The sequence below is a fragment of the Apilactobacillus micheneri genome, from assembly GCF_002993975.1.
GTDB lineage: Bacteria > Bacillota > Bacilli > Lactobacillales > Lactobacillaceae > Apilactobacillus > Apilactobacillus micheneri.
In genome coordinates this window covers 404,695-413,047 of the sequence record NZ_POSO01000001.1, presented here as the reverse complement: position 1 = coordinate 413,047, position 8,353 = coordinate 404,695, and the positions used below count along the sequence as shown (strand labels likewise).

Sequence of the window (8,353 nt, the reverse complement as noted above, 5' to 3'; positions counted from 1 at the left end):
CGGTGAATACGTTCCCGGGCCTTGTACACACCGCCCGTCACACCATGAGAGTTTGTAACACCCAAAGACGATGGAGTAACCTTCGGGAGCTAGTTGTCTAAGGTGGGACAGATGATTAGGGTGAAGTCGTAACAAGGTAGCCGTAGGAGAACCTGCGGCTGGATCACCTCCTTTCTAAGGATATTACGGAAACTTACATTAGATTGATCAATCTTATTCAGTTTTGAGAGGTTTACTCTCAAACTTGGTTCTTTGAAAACTAGATATTATTAATTTCTAAATTAAATTTGTATTAAATACAATTTTAACCGAGAACACCGCGTTATTTTGAGTTTTTTAAATAGTTTTTATTCGTATAATACTCAAATTAACCAAACATCACGTAGTATGAATTAGGTTAAGTTATGAAGGGCGCATGGTGGATGCCTTGGCACTAGGAGCTGATGAAGGACGGGACTAACACCGATATGCTTCGGGGAGCTGTACGTAAGCTTTGATCCGGAGATCTCCGAATGAGGAAACTCGATAACCTTAATCGGTTATCACCAATTAGTGAATTAATTAGCTAATTTGGCGGCAGACGTGGGGAACTGAAACATCTAAGTACCCACAGGAAGAGAAAGAAATTTCGATTCCCTAAGTAGCGGCGAGCGAACGGGGAACAGCTCAAACCAAAGAGCTTGCTCTTTGGGGTTGTAGGACTGAACATTTGAGTTACCAAGTTAAACGATAATCGAATTATCTGGGAAGGTAAGCGATACAGGGTGATAGCCCCGTAGATGAAATCATTTAACCTCAGTTCAGGATCCTGAGTACAGCGACACACGTGGAACGTCGTTGGAATCCGGGAGGACCATCTCCCAAAGCTAAATACTCCCTAGTGACCGATAGTGAACCAGTACCGTGAGGGAAAGATGAAAAGCACCCCGGAAGGGGAGTGAAATAGTTCCTGAAACCATGTGCTTACAAACAGTTAGAGCCCGTTAATGGGTGATAGCGTGCCTCTTGTAGAATGAACCGGCGAGTTATGTTAACATGCAAGGTTAAGATGAAAAGATTGGAGCCATAGCGAAAGCGAGTCTGAATAGGGCGTTTGAGTATGTTGAGATAGACCCGAAACCAGGTGATCTACCATGTTCAGGCTGAAAGTGCGGTAAAACGCACCGGAGGGCCGAACTCGTGTACGTTGAAAAGTGCTGAGATGAAATGTGGGTAGCGGTGAAATTCCAAACGAACTTGGAGATAGCTGGTTCTCTCCGAAATAGCTTTAGGGCTAGCCTCGGACTTAGAATCATGGAGGTAGAGCCACTGTTTGGATGAGGGGCCCGTCATGGGTTACTAAATTCAGATAAACTCCGAATACCATTGATTTATATGTCCGGGAGTCAGACGATGAGTGATAAGATCCACCGTCGAAAGGGGAACAGCCCAGACCACCAATTAAGGTCCCTAAATATATGCTGAGTGGAAAAGGATGTGAAGTTGCATAGACAACTAGGATGTTGGCTCAGAAGCAGCCACCATTTAAAGAGTGCGTAATAGCTCACTAGTCGAGTGATTTTGCGCCGAAAATTTACCGGGGCTAAGCATATTACCGAGATTGTGGACATGACGTAGTCATGTGATAGGAGAGCGTTCTAAGGGCAACGAAGTTAGACCGTAAGGACTGATGGAGCGCTTAGAAGTGAGAATGCGGTATGAGTAGCGAAAGATTAGTGAGAATCTAATCCACCGAATGACTAAGGTTTCCTGGGGAAGGCTCGTCCTCCAGGGTAAGTCGGGACCTAAGCCGAGGCCTAGAGGCGTAGGCGATGGATAACAGGTTGAAATTCCTGTACTAGTTAATTATGTTTGAGCGATGGAAGGACGTAGAAGGCTAACTCGTGCACACTATTGGATTGTGTGTTCAAGCAGTGAGTCAGTTGAAGAGTGAAATGCTTTTCAGCGKGTTGACAAGCTGTGATGAGGATCGAATTATAGTAGAGAAGTGAGCCATGTCACGCTACCGAGAAAAGTTTCTAGTGAGTAATTAACTACCCGTACCGCAAACCGACACAGGTAGTCGAGGAGAGTATCCTAAGGTGAGCGAGTGAACTCTTGTTAAGGAACTCGGCAAAATGACCCCGTAACTTCGGGAGAAGGGGTGCTGCACTAACGTGCAGCCGCAGTGAAAAGGCTCAGGCGACTGTTTATCAAAAACACAGGTTTCTGCAAAATCGTAAGATGAAGTATAGGGCTGACGCCTGCCCGGTGCTGGAAGGTTAAGTGGATGAGTTAGCTTCGGCGAAGCTCAGAAACGAAGCCCCAGTAAACGGCGGCCGTAACTATAACGGTCCTAAGGTAGCGAAATTCCTTGTCGGGTAAGTTCCGACCCGCACGAAAGGCGTAACGATCTGAGCACTGTCTCAACAAGAGACTCGGTGAAATTGAGATACCTGTGAAGAAGCAGGTTACCCGCGACAGGACGGAAAGACCCCATGGAGCTTTACTGTAATTTGATATTGGGTGTTGACATAGCTTGTACAGGATAGGTAGGAGCCGTGGAAACCGGAACGCTAGTTTCGGTGGAGGCATTGTTGGGATACTACCCTCGCTGTGCTAACACTCTAACCCGCACCACTTATCGTGGTGGGAGACAGTGTCTGATTGGCAGTTTGACTGGGGCGGTCGCCTCCCAAATAGTAACGGAGGCGCCCAAAGGTTCCCTCAGAATGGTTGGAAATCATTCGCAGAGTGTAAAGGCACAAGGGAGCTTGACTGCGAGACAGACAGGTCGAGCAGGGACGAAAGTCGGGCTTAGTGATCCGGTGGTACCATATGGAAGGGCCATCGCTCAACGGATAAAAGCTACCCTGGGGATAACAGGCTTATCTCCCCCAAGAGTTCACATCGACGGGAGGTTTGGCACCTCGATGTCGGCTCATCGCATCCTGGGGCTGTAGTTGGTCCCAAGGGTTGGGCTGTTCGCCCATTAAAGCGGTACGCGAGCTGGGTTCAGAACGTCGTGAGACAGTTCGGTCCCTATCCGTCGCGGGCGTAGGAAATTTGAGGGGAGCTATCTCTAGTACGAGAGGACCGAGATGGACATACCGCTGGTGTACCAGTTGTCCCGCCAGGGGCACTGCTGGGTAGCTATGTATGGTTGAGATAAACGCTGAAAGCATCTAAGTGTGAAACCCACCTCAAGATGAAATTTCCCATTCCTTTATGGAAGTAAGACCCCTAAGAGATGATTAGGTAGATAGGCTAGAAGTGGAAGTGCAGCAATGTATGGAGCGGACTAGTACTAATTGGTCGAGGACTTAACCAAGTAAGGTTGTTCTCTAAAAGAAATAATAATATCTAGTTTTGAAAGAACGAAGTTCTTTCAGATAAATAGTGTGGTGGCGATAGCTAGAAGGATACACCTGTTCCCATGCCGAACACAGCAGTTAAGCTTCTAAACGCCGAGAGTAGTTAGAGGATCGCCTCTTGCAAGGGTAGGAAGTTGCCGCGCTAATATTAAATAAAGAGTCCTCGGTTTAATTATCGAGGGCTTTTTATTTATACTTGCCGTTTTAGCTCAGAAGGTAGAGCGTTTCCATGGTAAGGAAGAGGTCCCGGGTTCAAATCCCGGAAACGGCTTAAAAAATAAAAGGTCTACTATTTTTTATAGTAGACCTTTTATTTTATATTTGATGATTAATATTTAACTCGTTGACTGGTAAATTAGCATTTTTAATAATAGGAGATACATTGCCAATGCTAATTAATGATAAATGATGCATTGACCTAGTAGCAATTGTATATAAAGTGCCAATCAATTTCTTAGAATTATAATTTTCAGCAGAAATATTCCAAGCAATTACAGAATCAAATTCTAAGCCTTTAGCTAAGTAAATAGGCATTACTACAACACCTTTTGGTAATGAACGATCAGTATCAGCTAATAATGTTGAATTTATTTTAGTAGTTATATGTTGATAAACAGCTTTGGCCTCGACTAAATTTTTAGTAATAACAGCTACTGTTCCTTCTGTCTCTAATTCTTTATTTGCTTTTTTGATTAATGAATTTATACCAGCTTGTTCACTATGTCTAATAATTATTTCTGGTGAAGGACCTTGACGATTAAAGGGTTCAATTTTATCACCATTAGGGAGTAATGCTTTAGCAAAATTAGTTATTTGATAAGTGGAGCGATAAGATCGATTTAATGTTATTAATCTTGATTTTTTAGTAGCAAAAGCTTTATTTAATTTATTTAGTAATGTTTCCGGTGATTCCACCTCTTTAAATAAAGCTTGTTCACTATCACCAATTAAATTAATTTTAGTTTTAGGAAAGGCATGCTTTATATAAACTAATTGTGCAATTGAATAGTCTTGCATTTCATCAACAAATAGATATTGCATTTTTTGATTCTGTCCACCACCCATTAATAAATCACGTAAATATAAAATAGGGGCTGCATCGTCTAAATCAATTTTATGCATTTCTAATTGGTTATCATAATTTTGGATATTGTTTTGCCAATCGTTGATTTTAATATCAGCATTTAAATGAGCTTGTTTCATAAAATTAATATACTGGGCATATGGATCAAAGAAATTACCATTATAAATGGCATCATACATTTTTCTGAAATGTTCAGTTACAATCTGTTTAGCAATAAAATATCTTTCATCATCTTCATCTTGGAACCTACCAAGTTCATGTCCAGCAATGAAATCATGGTATTGTTCTGAATTAAGCTGATCAATTTTTGCATCTACCCATGGTTTATATACTTCCAGTTCAATTCTCTTTTTCAAAAGCTTAATTAATCGATTTTTAGTACTTAAGAATTTATCAGCAGCCTTCATTAATTTAGGTTGTGAATCATAAATATTTTCAATAACTTCATTATCAAAGATAACTTTTCCATCTAGCATTAAATCATTAAAAAACATATTTTTAGCATCAATATTTTCAGCATAATCATAAATTTGTTGCATATATTCATGACTCTCTTTAAAATTTCTAATTGATGCTAATTTATCATCTAAATTAACTTCATTTTCATATCTATCAAATAATCCTTGAACCTTTAGTCCTTCGAAACGATGATCAATAAATTCTTTTAGCGTTACCTGACGCATATTACGTTCACCCAAACTAGGTAAAACATCAGAAATATAATGTGAAAATAGTCGATTAGGTGAGAATAAAATAATTTGATCTGCTTCAAGCGAACTTCTACTGTGATACAGCAAAAAAGCAATTCTTTGCAAAATTGCTGAAGTTTTACCAGAACCAGCAACGCCTTGTACTACTAATAAGTCACTGTTAGTGTCTCTAATGATATCATTTTGTTCACTTTGAATAGTTGCAACAATATTTTGCATAGTTTCATCATTTTGATCACCTAATGCACTTTGCAACATTTCATCACCGACAGTTTCATTAGTATCAAACATATTATCGATATGTCCTTTTTTAATTTGAAATTGTCGTTTTTTTAATAAATCAGTGCTCTGTTTACCAGCAGGAGTAGAATAATTCACCTTGCCTAAGGTGCCGTTATAATAAATACTGGAAATAGGGGCACGCCAGTCATAAACTAAGAAATTATCATCATCATCAACAAAGGATGCAGTCCCAATATATAATTTTTCATTTTCTTGTTCACCATCATCTAAAATATCAATGCGACCAAAATATGGTGAATCTGATAGTCTTTTATAAGTTTGCAATTGATTTTTGATGATTGCTTCATTTTGGATAACTGTATTAACTAAACCTCTTTGTTGTTGCAAATCAGCTGAAGTTTCAATTCGATCATCTACTTCAAAATAGTTAACAGAAGTATTATTACCGTAGTTTTGTTGAACTCTTTTAGTTTCGTTATGTGCTTGATCATATTCCATTTGTGTTTTTTCTAAACGGTGACCTAATTTTTTTACTACATAGTCAACGCGTTTTTGTTCATTGTTTAAATCTTGAGTGTCCATTATAGTCCCCCTCAAATTTATAATACGTTTCGTTCAAATATGCTAAATAATTCTAATGAGATTTATAGGAAATGTCAATGAATAGCAATTTTGACAGAAGCTATTAAATCCAGTAAAATATAAATGATTATAAGAGATATTAGCTAACCAACTACAGAGAGATCATCATTTGCTGAGATTGATCAGGAAAGCGAATTGGATTAAAAATGGGTATGCACCCTTATCGCAGAGAGGCATTTTGCAAATTAGGTGGTACCGCGTGGAGGCGTCCTATTGTTTATTTAACAATGGGATGCCTTTTTTGAAAGGATGATAAATTTGGCAAATAAAAAAGTAATTTTAACTGGTGACCGTCCAACAGGTAAATTGCATATTGGACACTATGTAGGTTCATTAAAGAATCGTGTAGAATTACAAAATTCTGGTAAATATGATACCAATATTATGATTGCTGATATGCAAGCATTAACTGATAATGCTCGTGATCCAGAAAAAATCAGACATTCATTATTACAAGTAGCATTGGACTATTTAGCTGTTGGGATTGATCCTGAAAAATCTACTATTTTAGTGCAATCACAAATACCTGCTTTGAATGAATTAACAATGCATTATTTAAATTTAGTATCTGTAAATAGATTAAAACGTAATCCAACGGTTAAAAATGAAATTCAACAAAAGAAATTTGGCGAAAGCGTACCTGCTGGATTCTTTATTTACCCAGTTAGTCAAGCTGCTGATATTACAGCTTTTAAAGCTGATACTATTCCAGTGGGCGAAGATCAAGAACCCATGTTAGAACAAACTAGAGAAATTGTTAGAAGTGTTAATAATATTTATGGCAAAGATATTTTAGTAGAACCAGAAGGGTATTTCCCACCTAAAGGGATGGGACGTATTCCTGGTCTAGATGGTAATGCTAAGATGAGTAAATCATTAAACAATTGTATTTATCTATCTGATGATGCTGATACTATTAAAAAGAAAGTTATGTCAATGTATACTGATCCCAACCATATTCACGTTGAAGATCCTGGAAAAGTTGAGGGAAACACGGTGTTTACTTACTTAGATATTTTTGCTGATGATAAGCAAAAAGTCCAAGATCTAAAAGATCAATATTCCCACGGCGGTTTAGGTGACGTAAAAATTAAACGTTACTTAAATGAAGTGTTGCAAGCTGAATTACAACCAATTAGAGAACGTCGTGAAATGTATGCAAAAGACCCTCAAGCAGTTTATGACATCTTAAAAGCTGGTAGTGAAAAAGCCAATAAAGTTGCTAGCAAGACGCTTGATGAAGTCAGAGATGCTATTGGTATCAATTATTTTAAGTAATCAGTTTTTAATTACTTTTGATTAAGGTGGATTGGAATGAAAAACTTAGTAATTGTAGATATTGGTTCTAATTCATCAAGGATGGCTATCTATAAAATTGATGTAGATGGATTTTGCACAGAAGTAAGACGTTGTAAAAGTAGTAGCCGTTTGTCAGAAGGAATGGGACCTGAAAAGTATTTAACGCCTACGGCAATTAGTCGGACAATAGATTCTTTAAAGTCCTTTAAACAAATATACAGTAGTATTCCTAATCCAACAGTTATTACAATTGCAACGGCAGCTGTTCGCCAGGCAAAAAATCAGAAGTCATTTTTAAAAAAAGTACGTAAAAAAGTTGGTCTAAATGTTCGTGTGTTATCAGGACGTGAAGAAGCATATTATGATTATTTGGGTGTTATTAATCGAGTTAAGATGAATGATTATTTGGTAATGGATATTGGTGGAGCTAGTATCGAATTAGTTAGAGTGCGTGGTCGAAAGCGACGTGATTTAATTAGTATTCCAGTTGGTTCTGTTAATATTTCTGAGCGGTTTAATTTGAAGAACTATGTTAACGGTGCTGATTTATTTAATGCACAACGATTTTTGAAAAACATTTTTCATCGGGTGCCATGGTTAAATAAAGCTTCTCATTATCAAATTATTTTACTGGGCGGAGCTGCTAGAACCTTGGCTCGGATTAATCGCAATCATCAACATTTTTATAATGTCGATTATTTAAATGGCTATCATTTAAATCAACATCGTATTTTGGGAACTTATGAGATGCTATTACGTAAAAATTTATCTGATCGTAAAAATGTGAACGGATTAGAAAAAGATCGTGCAGATATAATTCTCGGTGGATTATTGCCTTTGATAACCCTTTTAGACGAATTAGACTCTAGAAGAGTTGTATTTTCAGATGGCGGGGTCAGAGAAGGAATTATTAACGAATATATTAATAAATATTATAGAAAATATTAATTTTGGTTTTTAATCTTAAATTAAAGGTTAAAAACCTTTTTAATTATTAATCTTTTAATAAATGTTATCATTAT

General features: G+C 37.8%; 3 protein-coding genes, 1 tRNA gene and 3 rRNA genes. 6 read left to right on the top strand and 1 reads right to left on the bottom strand.

Features of this window, described 5'->3' with window-relative positions; genetic code table 11:
• The 4 genes from C7N41_RS02075 to C7N41_RS02060 form a co-directional block, all read left to right on the top strand.
• Positions 1-174 (top strand): 16S ribosomal RNA (locus C7N41_RS02075); the annotation flags it as partial.
• Between the two features lie 221 nt (positions 175-395).
• Positions 396-3,310, top strand: a 23S ribosomal RNA gene (locus C7N41_RS02070).
• Positions 3,311-3,379: 69 nt separating this feature from the next.
• Positions 3,380-3,496, top strand: a 5S ribosomal RNA gene (rrf, locus tag C7N41_RS02065).
• Positions 3,497-3,551: 55 nt separating this feature from the next.
• Positions 3,552-3,624 (top strand) — tRNA-Thr (locus C7N41_RS02060).
• A 44-nt stretch (positions 3,625-3,668) separates the two neighbouring features.
• On the opposite strand, the gene helD is transcribed toward C7N41_RS02060, so the two are convergent.
• Positions 3,669-5,972: an RNA polymerase recycling motor HelD gene (helD, locus tag C7N41_RS02055; RefSeq protein WP_105964059.1), complete on the bottom strand. Its 2,304-nt coding sequence runs from the start codon at positions 5,970-5,972 to the stop codon at positions 3,669-3,671.
• Positions 5,973-6,281: 309 nt separating this feature from the next.
• Between helD and trpS the strand changes: the two genes are divergently transcribed.
• Both trpS and C7N41_RS02045 read left to right on the top strand, forming a co-directional pair.
• Positions 6,282-7,310, top strand: coding sequence for a tryptophan--tRNA ligase (trpS, locus tag C7N41_RS02050; protein WP_105964058.1), 1,029 nt, complete (start codon positions 6,282-6,284; stop codon positions 7,308-7,310).
• A gap of 36 nt (positions 7,311-7,346) precedes the next feature.
• A complete protein-coding gene (locus C7N41_RS02045) occupies positions 7,347-8,279 on the top strand; it encodes a Ppx/GppA family phosphatase (RefSeq protein WP_105964057.1) in 933 nt (310 codons plus the stop codon).
• Positions 8,280-8,353: the final 74 nt, after the last annotated feature.